This window comes from Glycomyces sp. NPDC046736, from assembly GCF_040645615.1.
In the GTDB taxonomy this organism is placed as follows: Bacteria; Actinomycetota; Actinomycetes; order Mycobacteriales; family Micromonosporaceae; genus Glycomyces.
Map to the genome: position 1 here is coordinate 14,756 of NZ_JBEYYO010000001.1, position 23,438 is coordinate 38,193.

General features: G+C 71.3%; 22 protein-coding genes. 12 read left to right on the forward strand and 10 right to left on the reverse strand.

The genetic code is table 11. The features are described from left to right. Positions 1-73: 73 nt before the first annotated feature. On the reverse strand, positions 74-1,951 hold the full coding sequence (locus AB0B28_RS00090; RefSeq protein ID WP_360113837.1) for a protein kinase: 1,878 nt from the start codon (positions 1,949-1,951) through the stop codon (positions 74-76). A 250-nt stretch (positions 1,952-2,201) separates the two neighbouring features. Between AB0B28_RS00090 and AB0B28_RS00095 the strand changes: the two genes are divergently transcribed. Continuing rightward, positions 2,202-3,347 (forward strand): citrate synthase/methylcitrate synthase, encoded by a 1,146-nt coding sequence (locus AB0B28_RS00095; protein ID WP_360113840.1) that lies wholly within the window; start codon positions 2,202-2,204, stop codon positions 3,345-3,347. A gap of 52 nt (positions 3,348-3,399) precedes the next feature. Here AB0B28_RS00095 and AB0B28_RS00100 read toward each other — a convergent pair whose 3' ends face one another. Then, entirely contained in the window at positions 3,400-4,197 is a 798-nt protein-coding gene (locus AB0B28_RS00100) for an SDR family oxidoreductase (RefSeq protein WP_360113843.1), read from the reverse strand. 59 nt (positions 4,198-4,256) lie between these two features. Between AB0B28_RS00100 and AB0B28_RS00105 the strand changes: the two genes are divergently transcribed. The 3 genes from AB0B28_RS00105 to AB0B28_RS00115 are packed head-to-tail and all read left to right on the forward strand — an operon-like array spanning position 4,257 to position 8,015. After that, positions 4,257-4,643 (forward strand): MerR family transcriptional regulator, encoded by a 387-nt coding sequence (locus AB0B28_RS00105; protein ID WP_360113846.1) that lies wholly within the window; start codon positions 4,257-4,259, stop codon positions 4,641-4,643. A 53-nt stretch (positions 4,644-4,696) separates the two neighbouring features. Beyond that, positions 4,697-6,793 (forward strand): phosphate acetyltransferase, encoded by a 2,097-nt coding sequence (pta, locus tag AB0B28_RS00110; RefSeq protein ID WP_360113849.1) that lies wholly within the window; start codon positions 4,697-4,699, stop codon positions 6,791-6,793. 37 nt (positions 6,794-6,830) lie between these two features. Beyond that, positions 6,831-8,015, forward strand: a complete 1,185-nt coding sequence (locus AB0B28_RS00115) for an acetate kinase (RefSeq protein WP_360113852.1) — start codon at positions 6,831-6,833, stop codon at positions 8,013-8,015. A gap of 67 nt (positions 8,016-8,082) precedes the next feature. Here AB0B28_RS00115 and AB0B28_RS00120 read toward each other — a convergent pair whose 3' ends face one another. Further along, a complete protein-coding gene (locus tag AB0B28_RS00120) occupies positions 8,083-8,517 on the reverse strand; it encodes an SsgA family sporulation/cell division regulator (RefSeq protein ID WP_091028717.1) in 435 nt (144 codons plus the stop codon). Positions 8,518-8,919: 402 nt separating this feature from the next. On the opposite strand from AB0B28_RS00120, the gene AB0B28_RS00125 reads away from it, so the two are divergent. Both AB0B28_RS00125 and AB0B28_RS00130 read left to right on the forward strand, forming a co-directional pair. Then, a complete protein-coding gene (locus AB0B28_RS00125) occupies positions 8,920-9,588 on the forward strand; it encodes an O-methyltransferase (RefSeq protein ID WP_360113856.1) in 669 nt (222 codons plus the stop codon). Between the two features lie 110 nt (positions 9,589-9,698). Further along, positions 9,699-10,886: a glycosyltransferase gene (locus tag AB0B28_RS00130; RefSeq protein ID WP_360113859.1), complete on the forward strand. Its 1,188-nt coding sequence runs from the start codon at positions 9,699-9,701 to the stop codon at positions 10,884-10,886. A gap of 177 nt (positions 10,887-11,063) precedes the next feature. Here the strand turns inward: AB0B28_RS00130 and AB0B28_RS00135 are convergent, their stop codons facing one another. Next, complete coding sequence (locus tag AB0B28_RS00135; protein WP_360113862.1) at positions 11,064-11,861, reverse strand: SDR family oxidoreductase; 798 nt, start codon at positions 11,859-11,861, stop codon at positions 11,064-11,066. A gap of 106 nt (positions 11,862-11,967) precedes the next feature. Here AB0B28_RS00135 and AB0B28_RS00140 point away from each other — a divergent pair, with 106 nt between their 5' ends. Together AB0B28_RS00140 and AB0B28_RS00145 are read left to right on the forward strand one after the other, a co-directional pair. Then, positions 11,968-13,284 (forward strand): sensor domain-containing protein, encoded by a 1,317-nt coding sequence (locus AB0B28_RS00140; RefSeq protein WP_360113865.1) that lies wholly within the window; start codon positions 11,968-11,970, stop codon positions 13,282-13,284. Between the two features lie 15 nt (positions 13,285-13,299). Beyond that, positions 13,300-13,941 carry a response regulator transcription factor gene (locus AB0B28_RS00145; RefSeq protein ID WP_360113868.1) on the forward strand — a complete coding sequence of 214 codons (642 nt, stop codon included), beginning with the start codon at positions 13,300-13,302 and terminating at the stop codon, positions 13,939-13,941. Positions 13,942-13,956: 15 nt separating this feature from the next. On the opposite strand, the gene AB0B28_RS00150 is transcribed toward AB0B28_RS00145, so the two are convergent. Genes AB0B28_RS00150 through AB0B28_RS00165 form a run of 4 tightly spaced genes read right to left on the reverse strand, consistent with a single transcriptional unit; the run spans position 13,957 to position 17,526 of the window. Further along, complete coding sequence (locus AB0B28_RS00150; protein ID WP_360113871.1) at positions 13,957-14,622, reverse strand: response regulator transcription factor; 666 nt, start codon at positions 14,620-14,622, stop codon at positions 13,957-13,959. Next, on the reverse strand, positions 14,612-15,847 hold the full coding sequence (locus AB0B28_RS00155; protein ID WP_360113874.1) for a sensor histidine kinase: 1,236 nt from the start codon (positions 15,845-15,847) through the stop codon (positions 14,612-14,614). Before AB0B28_RS00155 ends, AB0B28_RS00150 begins: the two co-directional genes overlap by 11 nt. A gap of 22 nt (positions 15,848-15,869) precedes the next feature. Further along, positions 15,870-16,604, reverse strand: coding sequence for an ABC transporter permease (locus AB0B28_RS00160; protein ID WP_360113877.1), 735 nt, complete (start codon positions 16,602-16,604; stop codon positions 15,870-15,872). A 10-nt stretch (positions 16,605-16,614) separates the two neighbouring features. After that, entirely contained in the window at positions 16,615-17,526 is a 912-nt protein-coding gene (locus AB0B28_RS00165; protein ID WP_360113880.1) for an ABC transporter ATP-binding protein, read from the reverse strand. Between the two features lie 171 nt (positions 17,527-17,697). On the opposite strand from AB0B28_RS00165, the gene AB0B28_RS00170 reads away from it, so the two are divergent. From AB0B28_RS00170 to AB0B28_RS00180, 3 genes are read left to right on the forward strand one after another with little or no spacing between them, the layout of a single operon-like run. Next, entirely contained in the window at positions 17,698-18,315 is a 618-nt protein-coding gene (locus AB0B28_RS00170; protein ID WP_360113883.1) for a DJ-1/PfpI family protein, read from the forward strand. A 26-nt stretch (positions 18,316-18,341) separates the two neighbouring features. After that, positions 18,342-18,758 carry a MarR family transcriptional regulator gene (locus AB0B28_RS00175; RefSeq protein WP_360114818.1) on the forward strand — a complete coding sequence of 139 codons (417 nt, stop codon included), beginning with the start codon at positions 18,342-18,344 and terminating at the stop codon, positions 18,756-18,758. 30 nt (positions 18,759-18,788) lie between these two features. Beyond that, complete coding sequence (locus tag AB0B28_RS00180; protein ID WP_360113886.1) at positions 18,789-19,538, forward strand: hypothetical protein; 750 nt, start codon at positions 18,789-18,791, stop codon at positions 19,536-19,538. Here the strand turns inward: AB0B28_RS00180 and AB0B28_RS00185 are convergent. Then, positions 19,535-20,374, reverse strand: coding sequence for an alpha/beta fold hydrolase (locus AB0B28_RS00185; RefSeq protein ID WP_360114821.1), 840 nt, complete (start codon positions 20,372-20,374; stop codon positions 19,535-19,537). The genes AB0B28_RS00180 and AB0B28_RS00185 overlap by 4 nt on opposite strands. A 2-nt stretch (positions 20,375-20,376) precedes the next feature. Further along, positions 20,377-21,948, reverse strand: coding sequence for a helix-turn-helix domain-containing protein (locus AB0B28_RS00190; protein ID WP_360113889.1), 1,572 nt, complete (start codon positions 21,946-21,948; stop codon positions 20,377-20,379). A gap of 129 nt (positions 21,949-22,077) precedes the next feature. Here AB0B28_RS00190 and aceA point away from each other — a divergent pair, with 129 nt between their 5' ends. Further along, positions 22,078-23,382 carry an isocitrate lyase gene (gene aceA, locus AB0B28_RS00195; RefSeq protein ID WP_360113891.1) on the forward strand — a complete coding sequence of 435 codons (1,305 nt, stop codon included), beginning with the start codon at positions 22,078-22,080 and terminating at the stop codon, positions 23,380-23,382. Positions 23,383-23,438: the final 56 nt, after the last annotated feature.

Consider the following 23,438-nt stretch of genomic DNA (forward strand, 5'->3'; position numbering starts at 1 on the left):
CCGGTCGCCCACACCATCATTCAGGGCCGAGCCCGGCCGGTCAACCTGCTTCGCGGTTCCGGCCGGTCGAGTATCACACAGCGCACGAGGTGCCGACGCTGTTGCGGTTGTGGAAAGAGAGGTCGATGTTCTCCGCGTAGTCCACGGTCTCGCCGTGGCTCGGGGAGGTCACGATGACCTCGCAGTGCTGCGGCTCGGGGCTGATCACCCAGTAGCCCATGGTGGCGGTGACGTTCGTGTACCCGGCCGCGTTGAGCGCGTCGCGGGCCTCGAACGTGGTCATGCCGCGCACGTCGGGGACGGTGCCGTCGCCGGTGGGCGGCGGGTCCTGCGCGGTGTCGTCCTCAGCGCCGCCCTCGCCCGAGTCGCCGGTGTGGCCTTCGGTGTGGCCGCCGGAGTTCTCGGTCGCGGTCTCGGCGGTCGCTTCGGCGGTGGTCGGCTCGGGCTCCTCGACGGGGCTGGTCTCGGGCTCCGCGGACTCGGTCGGAGACGCGGTCTCGGCGGCGGGCGCGGTGGTCGGATCGCCGCTCCCGATCACCGGCCCGTCCCCGGCCCACGGCCGCGCGATCAGGACCGCGACGACCACGGCGACGGTGGTGACGGCGAGAGCGAGCAGCGCGAAGCGCTTGCGCCGCTTGCGAGGCGCCGCGCCGGGAGGCGCGGCGGGGATGCGTTGGAGCAGGATGGTCGCCGACTCGTCCCGGTCCGCAGGGGACGGAGCGGAGCCGGGCGAACCGGCCGCCGGGCCGTGCGCGCCCGTGCCGGGATGGCGAGGACCGAGCCCGGAGTCCGGCGTGGCCGCCTGGCCCGTGCCGGGCTGCGCGAGTGCCGCTGCTCCCGTCTGGTGGGGACTAAGGCCGGAAGCCGGCGTGACCGCCTGACCCGCCTCGGGTTGCGCCGCGTCCCCAGCTTGGTTGGGACCAGGGCCGGTTTCCGGCGTGGCCGCCCAGCCCGCGCCGGGTCCGTCCGCCGCCCCATCCGTGCCGGGCTGCGGCGCGACCGCTTGTGGCGAGTCGGATCCAGCCACCCCGCTCGTGCCGGGCTGCGGCGCACCGGGCCCGGCCGCCGCGCTCGCGAACGGTTCCGTTGCCGCCGCGGCGATCTCGCCCGTCGCGACCTGCGGATGCGCGCCCGTCGTCGCCGCCCTGCACGCCGCCGCGAGCACTTCCCCCGAAGGCCAGCGCTCCTCCGGGACTTTCTTAAGCGACCTCGTGACCACCCCAGCCACCTCCGGCGGGACATCGCCCGGGAGTTCCGGCGGGTCCGAGTAGAGGTGCCCGTGGATGATCGCGGCCGGGTCGTCCGCGTCGAACGGCGGCGCTCCCGTCAGGCACTCGTAGGCCACCGCGCCCAGTGAGTACAGGTCGGACGCGCCGGTGACGCCCTTGTCGCGCAACTGCTCCGGCGACACGTACGGCGCGGTCCCCAGGACCGCGTCGGTCGGGGTCAGGCGCGCGCGATGCGCGAACAGGGAGATCCCGAAGTCCACCACCTTGACCCGGTCCGCCTCGCCCACCAGGATGTTCCCCGGTTTGACGTCCCGGTGCACGATCCCCTTGCGGTGCGCGGCCGCCAGCGCCTCGGCCACCTGCGCCACGATCCGCATCGTCCGCGCCGGGTCCAGCCGCTCCTCGCGGTGCAGCAGCTCCGCGAGCGAGACGCCCTCGACCAGCTCCATCACCAGGAACAGGGCCGCCCGGTCGCCGTCGGCCTCCTCGCCGAAGTCGTAGATCTCGACGCACCCGGGACCCTTGAGGCTCGCGAGCGTCTTCGCCTCGCGCTCGAAGCGGTCCCTGGGCCGCTGGGACTCGTCCAGGCCCGGGTGCAGGACCTTCACGGCCACGTCGCGTTCGAGCCGCTCGTCCACGGCCCGCCACACACTGCCCATGCCGCCGGAGGCGATGACCCGTTCGAGCCGGTACCGGCCGGCGACGAGGGTTCCGGATTCCACGTGCAAACCTCAGTTCGGTCGTCGAGCGGGACTGCGGAGCGGCGGGCGGGCCCGGGGCACGAGGAACCGAAGGACCCTCGGATCACCGCTCCGGCAACAGTGTGACCCGCCCGTACCGCCGAGTATTCCCGGGGTCGGGTTCGAGCCCCCGGGCCTCGAAATCCCGTAGGCTGTCAAGCGAACCGGAGCGGCGGACCCGGCATGCCGTGACAGGCGGCGGCACGCGGACGCACCGGGCGAGGAGGACCCAATGACCGAATTCATCGAAGTCCCCAAGGGCCTCGACCGCGTCATCGTCGCCGACACCGAGATCGGCGACGTGCGCGGCGAGGAGGGCTTCTACCACTACCGCCAGTACAGCGCCGTGGACCTCGCCGAGCACTGCTCGTTCGAGCAGGTCTGGTACCTCATGACCCACGCGGCCCTGCCCACCCGCGAGCAGCTCGCCGACTTCAAGGCCCAGGTCGCGCCCCACCGCGTCCTCACCGATCAACTGCGCGACCTCCTGCCCCACCTTGCCGCCGACTCCCCGCTCGACGGCCTGCGCACCGCCCTGTCGGCCGCGTGCGCCGCCCGGCCGATGCGGCCCGTGCTCGACATCGACGAGGCCGCCCGCGCCGACGACGCGCTGTTCGCGTGCGCCGTCACCCCCGCGATCCTCACCGCCATGTGGCGCCTCGGCCAGGGACTCGACCCCATCGACCCGCGAGAAGACCTCGGCTACGCCGCGAACTACCTCTACATGATGACCGGCGAGGAGCCCACCGAAGCCGCCGCGAGGGCCGTCGAGCACTACCTCATCCTCACCATCGACCACGGCTTCAACGCTTCCACCTTCACCGCCCGCGTCATCGCCTCCACCGGCGCCGACCTCGGCGCGGCCCTCGTCGGCGCTATCGGCGCGCTCTCGGGACCCCTCCACGGCGGCGCCCCCGCCCGCGCGCTGGACGCCCTCGACGCGATCGGCGGCCCCGACAACATCGACGCGTGGATCCGCGGCGAACTCGAAGCGGGCAACCGCATCATGGGCTTCGGGCACGCCGTCTACAAGACCGACGACCCGCGCTCGCTGCACCTGAGGGACGTCGCGACCGAACTCGGCGGCGACGTCGTCGACTTCGCCAAGACCGTGGAGCGCCGCGTGGTCGAGATCCTCGCCGAGGTCAAACCCGGCCGCAAGCTCTACACCAACGTCGAGTTCTACGCGGGCGTGGTCATGGAGCTCGCCGGGGTCCCGCGCCCGATGTTCACGCCCACGTTCACCACCAGCCGCGTGGTCGGCTGGAGCGCCAACATCCTCGAACAGGCCCGCGACTCCAAGATCATCCGCCCCCGCGCCCGCTACGTCGGCACCCCGCCGCCCCAACCGGTCCCCGAAGACGGCTTCGCCGCCTGAGACCACGCCAGCGGCCCCGCACGACGACAGTCGTGCGGGGCCGCAATGATGATCAATGCCCGAGGCCCTTTGCGAAGCCGCCGTCGACGGGGAGTTCGACGCCGGTGGTGAACGTGGCATCGACCGCGAGGTAGAGCGCGGCGGCGGCGACCTCCTCGACGGTGCCGCCGCGGCCCATCGGGGTCGAGGCGTTCCCCTGCTCGATGAACTCGGCGCGCTGGTCCTCGGTCAGCTCGGCCACGCCCATCGTCGGGGTGAGGATGAAGCCCGGGGCGACCGCGTTGACGCGGATGCCGCGGGGCAGCAACTCGGCGGCGAGGACCTTCGCGAAGGCGGCGACGGCCTCCTTGGCACCGGAGTAGGCGCTCAGGCCCGGGAAGATCTCGTCGTTGGAGACCGTGGTGAAGACGATCGAGCCGCCCTCGGCGATGAGCGGCGCCAGATGCTGGACGGTGAAGAACGAGCCCTTCGTGTTCACGTCGAAGATCCGGTCCCAGGACTCCTCGGTGACCGCTTCGAGGGTCTGGAACTCGGCGATGCCCTGGTTGACGAACAGGTAGTCGATGCCGCCGAGGAGCTCGGACGCCTTGCCCGCGAGCGCGGCGAGATCGGCGGCGTCGGTGACGTCGGAGCGGACCGGATGGGCCAGTGGGGTACCGAGCGCGGCTTGGGCTTCGGCGAGCCGCTGTTCGCTGCGTCCGGTGTAGAGCACGTTGGCCCCGCGGTCGGTGAGGGCGCGGACGATCGCCAGGCCCATGCCGATGGTGCCGCCGGTGACGACGGCGCGCTTGCCGCGCAAGGAGTTCGGGTCGGTGGCGGATGAGGTCGAGTCGTTCTGGATCGCTGTCATGTCGGCTACGCTAAACCTTGACGTTGACGTCAAAGTCAAACTTCTATGCGGGAGGTCACATGTTCATCGGAGAGCTGTCTCGCCGGACCGGAGTCAGCACCAGAGGGCTTCGCTATTACGAGGAACAGGGCTTGCTGCACCCGCAGCGACGGGCCAGCGGCTACCGCGAGTTCGCCGAGGCCGATGTGGACAGGGTCCGCCGCGTCAGGGTCCTGCTCGCCGCCGGCCTGAACACCGACCTGATCGCCGAGGTCCTGCCGTGCATGACCGACACCGGCGCGATCCTGGCCCCGACGTGCGAGGAGATGGCCCGGGACCTCGAACGCGAACGCGAGCGCATGAGCCGATCCATAGACGAGCTCAAGGTCGCCCACGAGATGCTCGACGCGATCATCCACGCCGGGGAGCTGCTGCCCGAGCGGCGGGACGGCGAGGCTCACAGGTGAGTCGGGGCGCATATCTCCTGCGGGGCGTGCGTGGGGTGGATAGCGTTGGAGGCGTGGCTCAAAGTCTGTATCTCGCCAGTCTGGACCCCGGCAGCGGCAAGTCCGCCGTAGCAGTCGGCGTCATGGACCTGCTCACCCGGCGCTCCGCGTCCGTGGCCGTCTTCCGCCCCATCGTCCGCGACGAACACGCGCATCCGGCCCCCGCCGACCCCGCCGGGCTCACCCCCGCGACCGGCGGCGACCCCGTCATCACCCTCCTGCGCGACCGGTACCGCCTCACCGCGCCCTATGAGGACTCCGTCGGCGTCACCTACTCCGACGTGCGCGCCGACGCCGACGCGGCCCTCACCCAGATCGTCGAGCGCTACCACGCGCTGGCCGACGGGCACGAGGTCGTGCTCGTGGTCGGCTCCGACTACTCCGATGTGGGCGCCTCGGTCGAGTTCACCTACAACACCCGCATCGCCGTCAACCTCGCCGCGCCGATGCTCCTGGTCATCACCGGGCACCGCAAGAGCCCCGACGACATCGCCGCCGCGCTCCGCTTCGGCACCACCCAGGCCGAGGCCGACCACGCGACCGTCCTCGCCGCCGTGGTCAACCGCGTCGCCCCCGCCGACGTGGCCACCGTCAAGGCCGCCCACCCCGGGACCGGCGTCATCGCCGAGGATCCCGCGATCGAAGCGCCCACTGTGGGCGAACTCATCGAGGCCGCCGACGGGACGCTCGTCTCGGGCGACCCCGAGGTCTTCACCCGCACCGTCGGCGACGTCGTGGTCGCCGCGATGACCCTCCCCAACCTCCTCACGCGCCTCGCCGACGACAAGGCCGTGATCCTCCCCGGCGACCGCTCCGAGGTCCTCCTCGGCCTCCTCGCCGCCCACCTCGCCGAAGGCACCCCCAGCCTCTCGGCCGTGTTCCTCACCGGCGGCATCCGGCCCCAGCCGCAGATCCTCGACATCGTGGCCGGGCTCGACTCCCGCCTCCCGATCGCGCTGGTCCCGCACGACACGTTCGACATGGCCAACCTCGTCGGCGACGTCTCCGGCTCGCTCGCCGCCGGGGGCCAGCGCAAGATCTCGCGCACCCTCGAAGGCTTCGCGGCCGGCGTCGACGGGGACGACCTGCTCGACCGGCTCGCGCTGGCCAAGCCCTCGGTGGTCACGCCGATCATGTTCGAGCACTCGATGCTCGGGCGCGCCAAGGCCCTCGACAAGCACATCGTGCTGCCCGAAGGGGCCGAGCCGCGCATCCTCAAGGCCGCCGACATCCTCCTGCGCCGCGGGGTCGCGCGCCTGACGCTCCTGGGCGAGGAGTCCGAGATCCGCTCGCAGGCCGCGCAACTGGGCGTCGACCTCGGCTCGGCCGCCGTCCTCAACCCCGGCGACCACGAGATCCGCGAGCGCTTCGCGAAGGAGTACGCGAACCTGCGCGCCCACAAGGGCGTCACGGTCGAGGCCGCCTACGACACGGTCGCCGACGTGTCCTATTTCGGCACCATGATGGTCCACACGGGCATGGCCGACGGGATGGTCTCCGGCGCGGTGCACACCACCGCCCACACCATCCGGCCCTCGTTCGAGATCATCAAGACCAAACCCGAAGTCGGGGTGGTCTCCTCGGTGTTCTTCATGTGCCTCGAAGACCGTGTGCTCGTCTACGGCGACTGCGCCGTCAACCCCAACCCCGATGCCGGGCAGCTCGCCGACATCGCGCTATCCTCTGCTGACACCGCCATCGAGTTCGGCGTGGAACCGCGCGTGGCGATGCTCTCCTACTCCACCGGCACCTCCGGCAGCGGCGAAGCCGTCGACAAGGTCCGGGAGGCCACCGAGATCGTCAGGTCGAGGCGGCCCGGGCTCCCGGTGGAGGGTCCCATCCAGTACGACGCCGCCGCCGACGCCGGTGTCGCGGGCACGAAACTGCCCCAGTCGCAAGTGGCCGGGAAGGCGACCGTGTTCATCGTCCCCGACCTGAACACCGGCAACAACCTGTACAAGGCCGTGCAGCGCTCGGCCGGGGCGATCGCGGTCGGCCCGGTGCTCCAAGGCCTCCGCAAGCCCGTGAACGACCTCTCCAGGGGCGCCACGGTGCCGGACATCGTCAACACCGTCGCGCTGACCGCGATCCAGGCGAGTCAGACCGACTGAACGAGTGCGCGCCGCCGCGCCGAGAAGGGGATGCTCAATGAGCGCACCGGTCCTGGTGATCAACTCCGGTTCCTCGTCGATCAAGTACCAGCTGGTCGACGGGGAGACGCTGGAGGCCGCCACCACGGGGCTCATCGAGCGCATCGGCCAGGACGAGTCGGTCCTGACCCACAAGAGCGACGGCGAGCGCCTGGAGCGCACCGGGCGCTTCGCCGACCACGCGGCCGGGCTCGAAGCGATGGTCGCCGCGTTCGAGGAGGCCGGGACGCCTCTGGCCGAGGCCGGGCTCATCGCCGTGGCCCACCGCGTGGTCCACGGCGGCGAGCGGTTCGTGCAGCCGGTGATCGTCGACGACGAGGTCGAGCAGGCCGTCGAGGCGCTGTCCTCGCTCGCGCCGCTGCACAACCCGGCCAACCTCGAAGGCATCCGGGTCGCCCGCAAGCTCTTCCCGCGCCTGCCGCAGGTCGCCGTGTTCGACACGGCCTTCCACGCCACGGTCCCCGAACGGGCCCACCTGTACGCGGTGCCCAGCGAGTGGCGCGAGGAGCACGGGGTGCGGCGCTACGGCTTCCACGGGACCTCGCACGCCTATGTGTCCCGCAAGGCCGCCGAGCTGCTCGGCAAGAGCCCCAAGGCCGTCAACGTGATCGTGGCGCACCTGGGCAACGGCGCGTCGGTCACCGCGGTCGAGCGGGGCCGCTCGATCGACACCTCGATGGGCCTGACCCCGCTCGAAGGGCTCGTCATGGGCACGCGCTCGGGCGACCTGGACCCGGCGATCGTGTTCCACATGCACCGCCGGACCGGCGCGAGCTTCGCCGACCTCGACGACGCGCTGAACAAGCGCTCGGGGATGCTCGCGCTCACCGGGCACATCGACAACCGCGCGATCGAGGCCGCCGCCGCCTCGGGGGACCGCGCCGCGCAGGTCGCGCTGGAGATCTACTGCTACCGCATCCGCAAGTACATCGGCTCGTACATCGCCGCGCTCGGCGGCGCCGACGCGATCGCGTTCACCGCCGGGATCGGCGAGAACAGCGCTGAAGTGCGCGCGGGGGCCGTCGGGTCGCTGACGGCGCTCGGGGTGCAGCTCGACGAGGCCGCGAACGCCGCCGGGGGGCCGGTCATCTCCACGCCCGACTCGCCGATCACCGTCATGGTGATCCCGACCAACGAGGAAGGCGAGATCGCCCGCCAGACCGCGGCCCTGCTCGAACGGTGAGACAACGCGAAGAGCGGACCGGGGATCCGGTCCGCTCTTCGGCTCACTGGTATGGCAGGTCCGGCGTTTACACGCCCCCGGCCAGGAGTTTGGTGAGGGTCGTGTCCATGTCCACATAGCCCGATTCGCGGCCGCGCGGCACCAGGCTGTAGGCCCGGCGGAGGAACCGCTGCACCACGCCGCGGTTGATCTCGAACAGGGCGTTCCCGTCGGGCGAGGAGAGCGCCAGCGCCACCGACTCGCCGCGCGGGGTCGTCCACGGCCACACGCGCACGTCGCCGATGCCGGTGGGCTCCTCCAGGCCCTTGGCGAGCAGTTCGCGCGAGAACGACCACGCGACCTGATCGGCGTCCGACCCGTCAGGGTGGAACATGACGCAGACCGCGTAGGGATCATCCGGGTCGTAGCGCAGACTCGCGCGCACACTCACCGTCGCGAAATCGGGCGCGACGAGCCGCATGGTGGTGCCGATATCGACAGTCGCCGATCGTGCCATGCTCATAGCGTTACCCCCCCAGTGGTGCGACCGGCTCCCCCCGAAGCCGGTCGTCATTCCAGTTCGCCGCCGCACCGGAGAACCGGTTTCGCGACCTCGAACAAGTCGTGATTCAGGTCTATCATTCAAGCCGTTGCACCGTACGACGATCGGCAAGACCGAGGACGGCGCGTTCAGCTGATTCAGGGGCAAAAACCTACAAAAGGCCACCATCGATCTTCCGTCGATGTCGTAATTACAACAACAGGCTTCACTCTTTAGCGGTACTATTCCCCGATGCTCCGGCGGCACCCCGCAATGGACATTCCGGCCTTCTCGGAGCGGTCCGGAATTATCGCAGTGAGGCCCGCGCCGAGGCGGTGATAGCGTTTCACCCGTAGTTCTCTGACTCCTCGGAAGGGGCGAACAATGGGCCAGGCGCAATGGACCGAAGTCGACGCGTTCCTATCATCGCTGATCGTCGGCGAAGACGAGGCCCTCACCGAGGCGACCGCCGCGGCCGGGCGGGCCGGCCTGCCGCCCATCTCCGTGTCCGCCGCCCAGGGCAAGCTGCTCTACCTGCTCGCCAAGACCCTCGGCGCGCGCCGCATCCTGGAGATCGGCACCCTCGGCGGGTACAGCGCGATCTGGATGGCGCGGGCCCTGCCCGCCGACGGGCATCTGATCAGTCTTGAGTACAGCCCCCGGCACGCCGAGGTCGCCAGTGGCAACATCGCGCGCGCGGGCCTGGTCGGCACCGTGGAGATCCGGGTCGGCGCCGCGGGGGAGACCCTCCCCAAGCTCGTGGCCGAAGGGACCGAGCCGTTCGACATGGTCTTCATCGACGCCGACAAGGGCGGCTACCCGAACTACCTCGACCGGGCGCTCGAACTGACCCGGCCCGGCAGTCTCATCGTGGCCGACAACGTGGTGCGCGGCGGGGCCGTGGCCGACGGGCTCAGCCGCGACCCGAACGTGCAGGGCGTGCGGTCCTATCTGGAGAAGGTCGCCGCCAACCCGCGCCTCGAAGGCACCGTGGTGCAGACCGTGGGCGTCAAGGGCTACGACGGGCTCTCGATCGCCCGCGTGACCTCCTAGACCTGAGACCTCAAGGGGCGGTGCGCGAACGCCCGCCGCCCTCGATCGTCTCATGTGATCTGTCCTCGCTTTCGCGGTTGAGTGCGCGCCCCTCGGGGTACTTGAACGCCATGAGGATCGCAATGGTGTCCGTGCACGCCAGCCCCCTGGCCGACGTCGGCGCGGGCGCCGGAAGCCAGAGCGTCCACGTGGCGAACCTGGCCTCCGCGCTCGTCCGCCACGGCTGCGAGGTCACCGTCTACACCAGACGTGACCGGCCCGACGTGGAAGCGGCCGTGGACACTGCGGACGGCTACGCGGTCGTCCACGTCGACGCGGGCCCGGCCGAGCCCATGCCGCGCGACGACCTCCTGCCGTACGCGACCCGCTTCGCCGAGCGTCTGGGGGAGTCCTGGGGCGTCGAGCGGCCCGACGTGGTCCACGCCCACCACTGGCTCTCCGGCCTCGCTGCGCTCCGGGTGGCGCTGCCGTTCGAGCTGCCGGTGGTCCAGACGTTCCACGGACTCGGCGCGGTCCAGGGCCGCCACCTCGGCGCGGCCGACCCGAGCCCGCGCGAACGCCCCGGCGTCGAACGCGAGATCGGCACTCGATCCGAGGCGGTCATCGCGACCTGCGAAGACGAGGCCGCCGAACTCATCGCCGCAGGTGTCCCGGGCGAAAAGGTCGCGGTGGTCCCCGGCGGCGTCGACCTCGACCGGTTCTGCCCGGTCGGGACAGTCGGTGCCGGAGTCGTAGGCGGACGCAACGGCCGCTCGCGGCTCGTAGCCGCCGGGAAGCTCCTGCGCCGCAAAGGCTTCGACCTGGCCGTGGCTTCGCTGCGGTACCTGCCCGCTACCGAACTCGTGATCGCGGGCGGACCCGCTGAACGCTCGGGCGATCCGGAACCGGCCCGGCTCCGCTGGGTCGCGCAGGAATGCGGAGTGGCCGACCGGCTGATCCTGCCCGGCGCGGTGGCGCACGACGCGATGCCCGCGCTCTACCGGGCCTCGGAGGTCGCGGTCTGCACGGCTTGGTACGAGCCGCTGGGGATGGTCGCGCTGGAAGCGATGGCCTGCGGGGTCCCGGTCGTCGGCACGGCGGTCGGAGCCTTGGGCGACATCGTCGAAGACGGCGTCACCGGCGCACTGGTGCGAAGCCACGACCCGGCGGCGTTCGCCGCCGCGGTCCGGCCCTTCCTCGAAGACGACGACCTGCGACTGCGAGCAGGGCTCGCCGCCCGCTCCCGAGCCTGCGCGGGCCACGCCTGGGAGGCCGTGGCCGCCTCGACCTTGAAAACGTACGATCAGGCGCTCAGGTAACGACGGGGCGGGTTCGGTGGGCGGCTCGCAAACCGGCGACGCGAGGACCGAAGGGATCGGGCGGTGCCGCGGGCTTGGCGAGCGGCTCGCGAGGCGTGCGGCGGTTGAGGCCGAGCGGCGCGGGACGGGCGGGCGTTTCCGCGGAGTCGGGGTGCGATTGCCCGGCCGGGCCTGCGCTCACCGCTTCTGGTAGTCCGCGAACCTTCTCAGCACCACTCCTATCAACCTCGCCATGAGCTTGCGGGGGCGTCTCGGCATCAGGTGTGCTTCCGGAGCGTTTCGCCAGTCCGGGACCACGTAACCCCTGTCGCGGTCCAGGGCCCGGAGGGACTGGCGCACTATCGCGTCCGGGTCGGCCAGGAGCCAGCCCAGGCGTTTGCGGTCGTAGCGGATGCCGTTCGCGATCGGGAAGCCCGTGTCCACCGGCCCCGGGCACACCGCCAGGACCTTGACGCCCGTGCCGCGCGTCTCCACCCACAGGCCCAGGCTGTAGTTCACCACGAACGCCTTCGTGGCCGCGTACAGCGCCATGTACGGCTGCGCCTGGAATCCCGCCATCGACGCCACGTTCACCACCGAACCCGAACCCCGCGCCACCATCGCCGGCAGGAACCGCGACACCAGGCCCGCGACCGCGACCACGTTCACCATCGCCACGTCGCGGCTGTACTCGGGGTCCATCTCCACGTCCCGGCCGAACGTCCCTATCCCCGCGTTGTTCACCAGCACCTCGACCTCGGCCCCGGCCGATTCCACCGCCGCGCCGACCCGTTCGGCCGCGCCCGGTTCGGCCAGGTCGGCCGCCACCACGATCACGCGCGCCCCGTGCCGCTCCCGCAGCCGCGCCGCCACCTCGTCCAGCCGCGCCTCGCTGCGCGCGACGAGCACCAAGTCCATGCCCCGCTTCGCCAACCGCTCCGCGAAGGCCGCGCCGATGCCCGAAGAAGCACCCGTGACCAGCGCCCACGACCCCATGCCCGCACTCTCCCGCCTCGAACGACGCGGCCCAGCCTAGCCACACCCGACCGTGGACGGTCGCGCCGCAGGTCGGGGCCCCTCCTGCGGGTACGCTTGCCGCACCATGTCAATGCCGGCGAATCCCATCACGCGCCGACTGGCCCTCCCAGGCTGGTCGGTCCTGCGCTTCAGCCTCACCGTCGTCGCCGCCGTACTCCTAGCCGCCGCGATCGTCACCGGCGCCCTCGTCGTGTTCTGGATCGGCATCCCCGTCGCCGTCGGCGTGTTCCTCGCCATCCGCGTCTGGGCCAACTCGCAGCGGCGCATCATCGGCGAGCAGCTCGGCGTCGACATCCCCTGCCCCTACCGCGAACGCCCCAAGGCCCGCATCGACCAGCAGGCCCTCTGGCTCATCCGCGAGGCCGCGACCTGGCGCGACGTGGCCTGGCTCGCCATCGACGCGACCCTCGGGTTCCTCGTCAACCTCATCTACCTCTGCGTCTTCGGCGTCGCCGTCTACTACCTCGTACAGCCGCTGCTCTTGGTCACGGTCTTCCAGTCCGCGCCGATCCCCGTCGTCAACGACTTCGGCTTCTACGACTTCGACACCCCCGCCAAGACCCTCATGCTGGTCCCGCTCGCGCTGGCCTGCGGCGCGGCCTGGTGGCGCTGGGGCGAACTGTTCCTGCGCTGGTACTCCCACCTCGGGGTCCTCCTGCTCGGCCCGACCTCGAACGCGGTCCTCACCGCCCGCGTCTCGGAGCTGCGGCAGTCCCGCGACGCCACGGCCGACCACGCGGCCGCCGAGCTGCGGCGCATCGAACGCGACCTCCACGACGGCGCGCAGGCCCGCATCGCCGCGCTGAGTCTCACCCTCGGCATGGCCGAGGAACTGCTCGACCACGGCAAGCCCGACAAGGCCGCGCCGCTCGTGACCGAGGCCCGCCAGACCTGCTCCGACGTGCTCGAAGAGATCCGCCAGCTCGTGCGCGGCATCCACCCGCCGGTCCTGGCCGACCGCGGGTTCACCGGGGCGCTCCAGGCGATGGCCCTGGACCACCCGCTGCCGGTCTCGGTCGTCGACCGGCTCCACGACAAGCTGCCCGCGCCGCTCGAAGCGGCCGCGTACTTCGCGACCAACGAGGTCCTCACCAACATCACCAAGCACGCCGAGGCCACGCAGGTGCAGGTCATCGTCCACCACGAACACGGCCAGGTCGAGATCGAGGTCCGCGACGACGGCCGCGGCGGCGCCGCCGTGTGCCCCGGCGGGGGCCTGGACGGCGTTCGGAGCCGCCTGGCCGCGTTCGACGGGACCCTCACCGTCGAGAGCCCCGAAGGCGGACCCACCCGGGTCCTCATGACCCTCCCCGCCGTGGCGACCGGGCGGCGCGAGCCCGATAATGCGTCCAGGGTCGCGCCGACCGCCGACGCGGCCTGAGAACGGGAGCACCACATGGACGTCGTCCTCGCCGAAGACCACTCGCTGCTGCGCGACGGCCTGACCCGCATGCTCGAAGCGCACGACTGCACCGTGGTCGAAGCGGTCGACAACGGGCCCTCGCTGGCCGCCGCGTTGCTCAAGCACCGGCCCGACGTGGCCGTGGTCGACATCCGGCTCCCGCCCACGTTCAAGGACGAGGGCCTGCGGGCCGCGATCGAGGCCCGCCGCCACATCCCGGCCCTGCCGATCCTGGTGCTCTCCCAGTACGTCGAGCAGCTGTACGCGCGCGAGCTCCTCGGCGACCGCCGCGGCGGGGTCGGCTACCTCCTCAAGGACCGCGTCTCGAACGTCACCGAGTTCATCGAGGCGCTGCGCCGCGTCGCCGCCGGAGGCACCGCGATGGACCCCGAAGTGGTCGCGAGCCTCCTGGGCCGCCAGCAGAACCGGCTCGAATCGCTCACGCCCCGCGAGAAGGAGGTGCTGGGGCTCATGGCCGAAGGACGCACCAACGCCGCGATCGCCTCGGCCCTGTTCGTGACCGAGAAGGCCGTGGGCAAGCACTCGGCGAACGTGTTCCGCAAGCTCGGCCTCGGCCAGTCCGAGGACGACAACCGCCGCGTCCTCGCCGTCCTCGCCTACCTCGAGGACAACTAAGCGGCGCATGCCGCCTCACCGCCCCTTGGGACTGAGCAGGCCCCGCTCGTAGGCCGCCGCGACGGCCGCGGCTCGGTCGTTGACGCCGAGCTTCGCGTACACGTGCAGCAGGTGGGTCTTGATCGTGGCCTCCGAGATGAACAGCTCCTTGGCCGCCTCGCGGTTGCCGCGGCCCTTCGCGACGAGCGCGAGCACCTCCAGCTCGCGGTCGCTCAACGGTCCCGGCGCGGCCGCGGGCTTGCGAACCCGGTCCATGAGCAGCGACGCCACCGCCGGGGCGAGCACGGTGCCGCCCTCGTGCGCGGTGCGGATCGCGCGGCGCAGCTCCTCGGGCGAGGCGTCCTTGAGCAGGTATCCGCTCGCGCCCGCCTCGATCGCGGGCAGCACGTCCGCGTCGGTGTCGTACGTGGTCAGCACCAGGACCTTCGCGGCCGAACCACGCGCGGCCAGTTCGCGGATCGCGGTCACGCCGTCCCCGCCGGGCATCCGCAGGTCCATGAGCACCACGTCCGGTTCCAGCGCGGTCGCCCGCTCGACCGCGGCCCGGCCGTCAGGGGCGTCGCCCACGACCTCGATGCCGTCGCCGTGCCCGAACACGCTGCGCAGACCGTCCCGGACGATCGGGTGGTCGTCCACGATGAGCAGTCGAATACCGTTGGGGGACAAGGCTTCAGCGGACATCGGCCGCCGCCAGCGGAATCGCGGGGACGTTCGCGGACACCACGGTGCCCCCGCCCGGCTCCGACTCGATCGTGACGCTCCCGGCGAGGCGCCCCACCCGCTGCCGCATCGCCGCGAGCCCGAAACCGTGGCGCGCGCTGGAGGTGACCCGGTCCGGGTCGAACCCGCGGCCGTCGTCCCTCACGTCGAGCGCCACCTCGTCGTCCATGTACGAGAGCGTGAGACCCACGCGCCCGGCCTCGGCGTGCTTGCGCACGTTGGTGAGCGCCTCCTGCGCGGTGCGCAGCAGCGTCACCTCGACCTCCGGGTGCATCGGCCGGGCGTCCCCGGTGGTCGTGACCGCCGCGTCGACCCCGTTCGCCGCCGACCACTTCGCGGCCTCCTCGGCGAGCGCCTCGGGCAGCTGCGCGGTCTCCAATGTGGAGGGCCCGATGGCCTGCACGGTGCGCCGGGCCTCGTCCAGACTCGACCGGGCCAGTTCGGCCGCGCTGTCGAGATGGCGGCGGCGGTCGTCCCCGTCGGCCTCGTCCGCGGCGTGGAGCTGCGCGATGATCCCCGCCAGACCCTGCGCGACGGTGTCGTGGATGTCCCGGGCCAGGCGCTGGCGCTCGTCCAGGACACCGGCCTCGCGGGCCTGGGTCAGCAGTTGCATGTGCAGGCCCGCGTTCTCTTCGAGCGCCTCCTCGCGGGCCTGGAGCGCCTCCTGGCGTTCGGCCGTGAGCTGGGTGATCTTGTCCCCGATGAGGAACGCGCCGATGATCGCGGCCGACTGCACCACCACGACCACGCAGAACACCACGATGAGCTGCGTGCCGCCTTCGAGCATCCCCATGTTGACCACGAAGGACGCGCCGGTGATCGCGGCGGCGGTGAGCGCGAACGGCCGCAGCAACCCCGCGTGGAAGAACGCGGTGATGACGAACACGAAGAACAGGAGGTCCCGGCTCACCAGGACCGCGCCCAGGGCGAGCATCACGAACAGGTACACCGTCAGGCGCACCGGGGCGTTCTCGCGGTCCGGTCCGATCCTGGTGAACGCCAGGAACACCCATGCGGCCGTGGCGATCACGATCCCCGCCGTGGTCACCTGGTACGAGGTCGAACGGTCCGAGACCGCGAGGCTCAGCGCCCAGCCCACCGCCAACGTGCCGTACGGCAGGATCCCCAGGACCCTGCCGTACGCGCGGTCGAGCCGCGACTCGTCCTCGCCGAATTCCTCCGCCATTCGCGGCATCATCGCCATGCCCTTACTCCCACTTGAAGACCCTGGCCGAGACCAGTCCGAGGCCCAGGGTGACGGCTCCCATTATGACCAACGGGAGGACCGGCGGCGCCGTGCCGGTCCAGGCGTCCAGCAGCACCCCGACGCCCGGCGGGATGTAGTTCGCGATGCGGGCGATCGAGTCCGGGAGCATCGACAGCGGGACGTACACACCGCCGAAGAACATCACCGACATGAACAGGATCGTCGAGAACGTCTGCGCCACACGGGCGTTCGGGGCGAGTGCGGCCACGACCAGCCCGAGCGAGAACACCGCGGCGATGCCGAGGACGAACGCGACCGCGAATCCGACCGGGTGCTGGGGCAGTGGCACCCCGATGACGAGGCGGCCGGCGACCACCACGAGCAGGGCCGCGATGAGCGCGGTGCCGAGGCCGACGAGCAGCTGCGCGCCGAGCAGCGCGCCCGGCGGGATCGGGGTGGTGCGCATGCGCCGCAGCATGCCGCGCTCGCGGTAGGTCGCGATGACGCCCGGCATGATCGCCAGGCCCATCACCGCCACCGACATGACCAGCACCGACGGGGCGTAGTAGTCGATGAACCGGATGCCGCCGAGCTCGTCGTTGCGTTCCCGCAGCAGCGGGACCGATCCGAGGCCGAGCAGGATCGCCGTGGGCAGGATGAGGCTCAGGACGACCGCGAGCGGGTCGCGGAACAGCAGGCGGATCTCGATCTTGGTGAGGTGTGCGAATGAGGACATGGGGTGCTCCTTAAGGGTGGTCGAGGGATCGGCCGGTGAGGGCCACGAACGCGTCGTCGAGGGTCGCCTGCTCCACGCGCAGGTCGGCGGCCACGATGTGGTTGACCGCGAGCAGCGAGGCCACGGCCGAGAGGAGGTTCCCGCGGCCCGAGACGATGACCTGCCCGCCCGAGCGGTCCACGGCCGCCACCTCTGGGAGCGCGAGCAGCAGCGCGTCGTCGAGCGGCCGCGAAGGCTTGAACCGCACTCGCTGCTCCTCGCCCGCGCGGGCCGCGAGCCCGGCCGGGGTGTCGATCGCGGCGACCTTGCCCGAGTCGATCACCGCGAGCCGGTCGCAGAGCCGCTCGGCCTCGTCCATGAAGTGCGTGACCAGCACGATCGTGACGCCGGAGGCGCGGACCTCCTCGACGAGGTCCCACGTGTCGCGGCGGGCCTGCGGGTCGAGCCCGGTGGTCAGCTCGTCCAGGACCGCCACGCGCGGGTTCCCGATGAGCGCCAACGCGATCGAGAGGCGCTGGCGCTGCCCGCCCGAGAGCTTCGCGAAGGGGGCCTTGCGCTTCTCTTCGAGGCCGAGCATCCGGATCAGGTGCGCGGGGTCGGCCGGGTCGCGGTAGAACGAGGCGTAGAGGTTCAGAGCCTCTTCGACCCTCATGTGGTCGGGGAGGCTGCTCTCCTGGAGCTGCGCCCCGAGGACCTGCTTGAGCTCGCGCCCGTCGCGCCGCGGGTCGAGGCCGAGCACCGAGACCGACCCGGAGTCGGGCTTGCGCAGGCCCTCGACGCACTCGACCGTGGTGGTCTTGCCCGCGCCGTTGGGGCCGAGGATGCCGAAGATCTCGCCTTCCTCCACCGTGAACGAGACACCGTCCACGGCGCGATGCGACCCGTACTGCTTGACCAGGTCCTTGACTTCGATGACCGCCATGCCGGTCTCCTTTCTGCGTGCCCCCAACGATGCCGCCGAATCGCGCTCGGGCCATCGCCCGAGGGGCGGAGCGGTCGGCTGATTCGGGCGATCAACCGATCGGTTGATCGCTTGTTTGACAGCATGTTGTCAACATGGTAGTCTGCTGTCATAACAACGATGGAGGACGACATGACCAGCACCGTTCACGTGGCCGTCTACGACACGCTCGCCGACTGGGAGATCGGGCACGCCACCGCCCACATCAACGACCCCCAGTGGCAGATCGAACCCGGCCGCTACCGGACCCGCACCGTCGGCGCCACCCTCGAACCGGTCACCACCGCAGGCGGACTGCGCATCACCCCCGACCTCGCGCTGGCCGACCTCGAACCCTCAGACAGCGCGATGCTGATCCTCCCGGGGGCCGGCACCTGGCTCACCGGGGACAACGCGGCCTTCGCGGCGAAGGCCCGCGTCTTCCTCGACGCGGGCGTGCCGGTCGCCGCGATCTGCGGCGCCACCGGCGGCCTCGCCGCCGAAGGGCTCCTCGACGACCGCCACCACACCAGCAACGCCCCCGAGTTCGTGGAAGCGTTCGGCTCCAAGGGAACCGACCTCTACCGAGACGCCCCGGCCGTCACCGACCGCGGCCTCATCACCGCCACCGGCATCGCCCCGGTCGACTTCGCCCGCGCGATCTTCACCGAACTCGACCTGTACGCGCCCGACGTGCTCGCGTCCTGGCACAAGCTCTACGGCCTCGGCGACCCCGCCGGGTACTACGAGCTCGCGGGCACGGACGCGTGAGCGAGCGGCAGGCCCTCTTGTCCGGCATGGCGCTCACCGCCTTCCGCCTCAACGGCCGTTTCCTCGACGTCGCCGAGGCCCTCGCCAGGCCCGCCGGTCTCACCGCCGCGCACTGGCAGGTCCTCGGCGCGGTCCTGGAGGAGCCGCTGCCGGTCTCGGGCATCGCCCGCAGCATGGGCATCACCCGCCAGAGCGTCCAGCGCATCGCCGACCTCCTGGCCGACAAGGGCATGGTCGAGTACCGCCCCAACCCCGCCCACCGCCGCGCCAAACTCGTCGCGCCGACCCCGGAAGGCCTCGCAGCGGTGCGGCGCATCAACCCCGCACACGCGGCGTTCGCCGACCGCCTCTGCGACGCCCTCGGCGACGAACGGGCCGCGGCGACCCTGGAGGCGCTCGAACACCTCGCCGACACCCTTGAGGCCCTTGACGACGAGGCCTGACCGTTGGAGTCGGCGGCGCATAATGAACCGATGCGCCCTCCCCAGCCCTGGCCCGGCGACCCCGAGGCGATCTGGGCCGCCGCCGACCCCGGCGAGCCCCCGCCGCGCCCCGTCCCGCCCGACCTCACCGCGTTCGAGGACTTCGAACGCCTCGCCGCCCCGCCCGAGACCGCGAAGTCCAGCGCGATCACGTTGGGCGTCATCGGGACGGTGTTCCTGGTGTGGGCGGTGCTCAGCTTCGCCTTCGCACCCGAGCCGACCGAATCGGACCGCGGCGTCGTCGCCGCGATCATGTTCGGGGTGCGCTGGCACTGGGCCGCGGTGCTCGTCGCCGCGGTCTGGTTCCTCGCGAGCGCGCCGCTGGCCTACCGGAAGGAGCGGCGCGACCATCCGCGGGAGGTGCGCGAACTGCATGCGGCCGCAACCGATCGCGGCGTGGTGGCCGAGGTGTTCCCGGCCGGGTTCAAGGTCCTCGGCAGCAATGGCTGGTCCAAGGCCGTGATCGGCGTGGACGCGCGATTGGACCCGGCCACTGCCGCGCGGATTCGGCGGGCGTTCCGCGACTGGTTCGCTTATCTGAGGTCGGACGACGCGGCCGCGCGGAAGGTGCGCAACCGCCACGGCGAGCGGGAGGTCCGCTCGGCCGCGGAGTTCTTCGGCCCCGAAGCCGAAGGCGGCTATCTGATCCGCCACGACCTCGCCGTCAAACCGTGGATGCTCCTGGTCCCCGACCCGCCGAACTCTTCGGCGAGCTGGGAACTGATCACGATCGACGCCTAGGCGAGCCCCGCGAGGATCGCCGCCGTCCCCTCGGGGCGCACGAGCGGGCCCAAGTGGCTTGTCGCCAAGGTGCGCACGTCGAACGGGTTCTCCGGGGTGAGCGCGTCGGCCTCGGCGATGAACAGGTCCTGGAGTGCGATCGGGATCGAGAGGTCCTCGGTGAGCCGGATGTAGGTGCGCGGCAGGCGGCCCCAGGTCGCGGGGTCCGCGCGGTCGGCGGGGCTCCCCGAGTCGAGCGACTCGTCGGGGGTCAAGGTTCCCAGGAAGACCCTGAGCTCGGCGTCGGTGCCGTCGGCCAGCAGCGCGTGCTTCAGTGCCGCGAGCAGTGCCGGGTCGCCGGTCCGCCAGTTCATGCGGCTCGCGCCGAGCTCGGCCGGGTTCCCCACGGCCGCACCGAAGGCCGCGTCGAGTGCGCCGCCCGCGTTCTCGGGCAGGGCCACGTATTCGCGCGGCGTGCGTTCGACGCAGCACCAGGCCGAGAGGTACACGATCCTGTCAAACAGCTCGGGGAACCGGTTCGCCGCGGCCGTGAGCGTCATCCCGCCGCGGCTGTGCGCCACCGCGATCACCGGGCCGTGCTCCTTGACGCGGCGCAAAGTCGCGACCAGGTGGTCCACGTTCGCCCCGAGTCCCACGCCGTCGAGCGAGGACGGCGCGTGCGCCAGTTCGGCCTCGTCCCGGGTCTGGTACGAGGCCGGGACGGAGGCGTCGAACCCGTGCCCGGGCAGGTCGACCGCGAGCGAGCGATGTCCCAGGAGCGCGAGTTCGCGTTGCATTGGGGCCCAGGTGAACGAGTTGGCGTTGGAGCCGTGGATCAGCACGAACGTCGGTGTCATCGTCAACGCTTCGAGTGGCGTTCGAGGAACTGGTAGACCTCGGTCTCGTCCACGCCCGGGAACGAGCCCAGCGGCATCGCCGAGAGCTGCGAGCTCGCGGCCCTCGCGGTGGGCCAGACCTGGCCCGCCCAGGCCCTGGAGAGCTCGCGCGGGGGGTTGCGGCAGCAGTCCGGGTCGGGGCAGCGCGAGACCGAGCGGGCCTTGGTCTCCTTGCCGCGGAACCACTTCGCCGACTCGTACGGCACCCCGATCGACAGCGAGAACAGCCCGTCCGCGCTGCGTTCGGTTCGGGCGGTGCAGAAGTAGGTGCCCGTGGCGGTGTCGGTGTACTGGTTGAACGCGTTGAACTTGTCGGGCACGTCGAAGACCTGACGGCTCGTCCAGAATCGGCAGATCGACTGTCCTTCGATCGCGCCGGTCGGGTCGGCCGGGAAGGCCACGTCGTCGTTCTCGTAGGCCTTGAAGATGATCCCGGACTTGTGGACCTTCTGGAAATGCGTCCTGATCCCCAGGTGGTGCGTGGCGAGGTTGGTGAACCGGTGCGCGGCGGCCTCGTAGGACACCGCGAAGTTGTCCCGCAGGTCCTCGACCGCGATCTCCTTGCCCGACATGGCCTGCCGCAGGAACGCCACCGCGCTCGACTCGGGTATCAAGAGGGCCGCGGCCAGGTAGTTCGTGGCCACCCGCTGGCCCAGGAACTCCAGGTACGTCCGCGGCACCTCGTGCTGGAGCACGTGGCTCGCGAGCGCCTGGAGCAGCACCGTGCGCGGGTCGTGGGAGCCGGTGCCGACCTGGGTGAGGTAGATCCGGCGGTGCTTGAGGTCGGTGACCGAGCGGGTGGAGTGCGGCAGGTCGTCCACGTGGTGCAGCGTGAACCGCAGGTGGGCGGCCAGGTCGGCGATCTGGTGCTGCGAGAGCGGCCCGCCCGAGTAGTCCACGTGGCCCAGCAGCGTGCGGGCCTCGGCCTCGATGTCGCCGAAGTAGTTGTCCTTGTCCCGCATGCGCCGCCGCAGCTCGGTGTTGGCCCGCCGCGCCTCCTCGGGGGTGGCCGCGTGCAGGTTGACCTGCCGGTCCACCTCCCGGTGCAGACCCACGAGCGCCTCCAGGATCTCGGTCGGGATGCGCCCTGAGGGCTTGACGGACGGCAGCCCCAGCGACCGGTACTGCGCCGAGCGCTGCGCCCGCTCCAACTCGATCTCCAGCGCCACGCGCCGGTTCGGCGGCTCGGCCCCCAAGAGCTCGTCGGAAGAAACCCCGAGCGCCCGCGCGAGAGCGCGCAGCATCGACAGCTTCGGCTCCTTCTTCCCGTTCTCGATCAGCGAGAGCTGCGAGGCGGCCGAGCCCACGGCCGCGCCCAGGTCGTCCAGGCTCATGTCCCGCTGTTTGCGCAGGTGCCGGATCTGCTTGCCGAGGCTGATCAGGTCCACCGCGAGCTCGTCGGAGGCCAGTTCGGCGGCCTCGGCCGCGCCCCACGGGCGGTGCGGGCCCTCCGCGGCGGCCCCGCGGGCCACCTGGCGGACCGGTCCGGCGCCCTCGCGGGAGCGGTCTTCAGCGGACTGCGGCAGGTTCGTCATAACCCCAGTATCGCGAAGAAACGTCGTTCTTTCCACTCCAAACGGCTTCCAGACGCCCCGAAGCGATGAAAGATTGCTGTTACCTGCAAGTAATGACCGCGCTGCGGTCCCGACGACACGGAGCCGACGATGTCCGACAACACCCGCGACACCAGCCTCGCCGCCGAACGGATCGCCCACGAATGGGCCTCCGACCCGCGCTGGGCCCACATCACCCGCGACTACACCGCCGACGCCGTCGCGGGCCTTCGCGGCCGCGTCACCGAAGAGCACACGCTGGCCCGTCGCGGCGCCGAGAACCTCTGGACCCGGCTCACCGAGGACGCGGCCACCGGCGGCTACACCCACGCGCTCGGCGCGATGACCGGCGGCCAGGCCGTCGAGCAGGTCAAGGCCGGCCTCAAGGCCATCTACCTCTCCGGCTGGCAGGTCGCCGCCGACGCCAACCTCGCCGCGCAGACCTACCCCGACCAGTCGCTCTACCCGGCCAACTCGGTCCCGCAGGTCGTGCGCCGCATCAACAACGCGCTGCTCCGCGCCGACCAGATCGAGTCCTCCGAAGGCGCCCACAGCGTCGACGACTGGCTCGTCCCGATCGTGGCCGACGCCGAAGCCGGCTTCGGCGGCCCGCTCAACGCCTTCGAACTCATGAAGGCCATGATCGGCGCCGGCGCGGCCGCCGTGCACTGGGAGGACCAGCTCGCCTCCGAGAAGAAGTGCGGCCACCTCGGCGGCAAGGTCCTCATCCCCACCTCGCAGCACCTGCGGACCCTCAACGCCGCGCGCCTGGCCGCCGACGTCGAGAACGTCCCCACCCTCATCATCGCCCGCACCGACGCCGAGGCCGCGACCCTCCTGACCTCCGACGTGGACGAGCGGGACCGCCCGTTCATCACCGGCGACCGCACGCCCGAGGGCTACTACCGGGTGCGCAACGGCATCGAGTCGTGCATCGCCCGCGCCAACGCCTACGCGCCCTACGCCGACCTCCTGTGGATGGAGACCGGCACGCCCGACCTGGAGGCCGCCCGCACCTTCGCCGAAGCGGTCAAGGCCGAGCACCCCGACCAGATGCTCGCCTACAACTGCTCGCCGTCGTTCAACTGGCGCCGCCACCTCGACGACGACACGATCGCGAAGTTCCAGCGCGAACTGGGCAGCATGGGCTTCACGTTCCAGTTCATCACCCTCGCCGGGTTCCACGCGCTCAACTACTCCATGTTCGACCTCGCCCACGGCTACGCCCGCGACGGCATGACCGCCTACGTGGACCTCCAGGAACGCGAGTTCGACGCCGAGGACCGCGGGTACACCGCCACCAAGCACCAGAGGGAGGTCGGCACCGGCTACTTCGACCGCGTCACCGCCGCCCTCAACCCGCAAAGCGAGACGCTCGCCCTCGCGGGCTCCACCGAAGCGGGACAATTCCACTAGACAGCCCGGGCACCAGCAGCCCAGTCCGAAGTGGCGGGGCCCCGCGCGGGCCCCGC

What these genes read in the sequence shown, in the direction of transcription:
- AB0B28_RS00140 (WP_360113865.1), top strand. Translation starts at nt 11,968, where the DNA reads ATGTCAATGCCGGCGAATCCCATCACGCGCCGACTGGCCCTCCCAGGC.
- AB0B28_RS00135 (WP_360113862.1), bottom strand. Translation starts at nt 11,861, where the DNA reads ATGGGGTCGTGGGCGCTGGTCACGGGTGCTTCTTCGGGCATCGGCGCG.
- AB0B28_RS00100 (WP_360113843.1), bottom strand. Translation starts at nt 4,197, where the DNA reads ATGACAGCGATCCAGAACGACTCGACCTCATCCGCCACCGACCCGAAC.
- AB0B28_RS00170 (WP_360113883.1), top strand. Translation starts at nt 17,698, where the DNA reads ATGACCAGCACCGTTCACGTGGCCGTCTACGACACGCTCGCCGACTGG.
- AB0B28_RS00185 (WP_360114821.1), bottom strand. Translation starts at nt 20,374, where the DNA reads ATGACACCGACGTTCGTGCTGATCCACGGCTCCAACGCCAACTCGTTC.
- AB0B28_RS00130 (WP_360113859.1), top strand. Translation starts at nt 9,699, where the DNA reads ATGAGGATCGCAATGGTGTCCGTGCACGCCAGCCCCCTGGCCGACGTC.
- AB0B28_RS00180 (WP_360113886.1), top strand. Translation starts at nt 18,789, where the DNA reads ATGCGCCCTCCCCAGCCCTGGCCCGGCGACCCCGAGGCGATCTGGGCC.
- AB0B28_RS00190 (WP_360113889.1), bottom strand. Translation starts at nt 21,948, where the DNA reads ATGACGAACCTGCCGCAGTCCGCTGAAGACCGCTCCCGCGAGGGCGCC.
- AB0B28_RS00155 (WP_360113874.1), bottom strand. Translation starts at nt 15,847, where the DNA reads ATGGCGGAGGAATTCGGCGAGGACGAGTCGCGGCTCGACCGCGCGTAC.
- AB0B28_RS00115 (WP_360113852.1), top strand. Translation starts at nt 6,831, where the DNA reads ATGAGCGCACCGGTCCTGGTGATCAACTCCGGTTCCTCGTCGATCAAG.
- AB0B28_RS00150 (WP_360113871.1), bottom strand. Translation starts at nt 14,622, where the DNA reads ATGTCCGCTGAAGCCTTGTCCCCCAACGGTATTCGACTGCTCATCGTG.
- AB0B28_RS00145 (WP_360113868.1), top strand. Translation starts at nt 13,300, where the DNA reads ATGGACGTCGTCCTCGCCGAAGACCACTCGCTGCTGCGCGACGGCCTG.
- AB0B28_RS00125 (WP_360113856.1), top strand. Translation starts at nt 8,920, where the DNA reads ATGGGCCAGGCGCAATGGACCGAAGTCGACGCGTTCCTATCATCGCTG.
- AB0B28_RS00165 (WP_360113880.1), bottom strand. Translation starts at nt 17,526, where the DNA reads ATGGCGGTCATCGAAGTCAAGGACCTGGTCAAGCAGTACGGGTCGCAT.
- AB0B28_RS00095 (WP_360113840.1), top strand. Translation starts at nt 2,202, where the DNA reads ATGACCGAATTCATCGAAGTCCCCAAGGGCCTCGACCGCGTCATCGTC.
- AB0B28_RS00105 (WP_360113846.1), top strand. Translation starts at nt 4,257, where the DNA reads ATGTTCATCGGAGAGCTGTCTCGCCGGACCGGAGTCAGCACCAGAGGG.
- AB0B28_RS00120 (WP_091028717.1), bottom strand. Translation starts at nt 8,517, where the DNA reads ATGAGCATGGCACGATCGGCGACTGTCGATATCGGCACCACCATGCGG.
- AB0B28_RS00175 (WP_360114818.1), top strand. Translation starts at nt 18,342, where the DNA reads ATGGCGCTCACCGCCTTCCGCCTCAACGGCCGTTTCCTCGACGTCGCC.
- aceA (WP_360113891.1), top strand. Translation starts at nt 22,078, where the DNA reads ATGTCCGACAACACCCGCGACACCAGCCTCGCCGCCGAACGGATCGCC.
- AB0B28_RS00160 (WP_360113877.1), bottom strand. Translation starts at nt 16,604, where the DNA reads ATGTCCTCATTCGCACACCTCACCAAGATCGAGATCCGCCTGCTGTTC.